This window comes from Bartonella vinsonii subsp. vinsonii (assembly GCF_902825235.1).
Classification (GTDB): Bacteria; Pseudomonadota; Alphaproteobacteria; order Rhizobiales; family Rhizobiaceae; genus Bartonella; species Bartonella vinsonii.
Genome location: NZ_CADEAJ010000072.1, coordinates 1 through 411 on the forward strand (window position 1 = coordinate 1; position 411 = coordinate 411).

General features: G+C 38.9%; 1 pseudogene. It reads left to right on the forward strand.

Annotated elements, in window-relative coordinates:
- Positions 1-411: pseudogene (locus J7R12_RS08720) on the forward strand (hypothetical protein); the annotation flags it as partial.

Sequence of the window (411 nt, forward strand, 5' to 3'; positions counted from 1 at the left end):
ATCAGTCTCAAGTGTGTGGTCAAGTCTATGGCAATGCGCAAATTTGTGATCAGGCTTTTATTTCTCAATATGCAAAAGTTTATGACAATGCGCGTGTTTCTAAAAATGCTTATGTCTATGGCTATGTGTATGGCAAGGCTCGTGTTTATGGCAATAGCCGCGTTTATTCTGAAGCGCATGTTTATGGCAATGCGCATCTTTCTCATAATAGTTGTGTTTTTGATTATGCAAGGCTCTATGGCAATGCAAGGGTTTCAGGTTCTGCCTGTCTTTTTAATTATGCACATGTTTATGGTCATGCTGTTATTAACAACCGTGCAAAAATCTATGGCAAGGTTTATGGCTATGCAAAAGTGAGTGGCTGTGCTGAAATTTATGGCTCTGTTTATGAAAAAGCTCAGGTTTCTTACA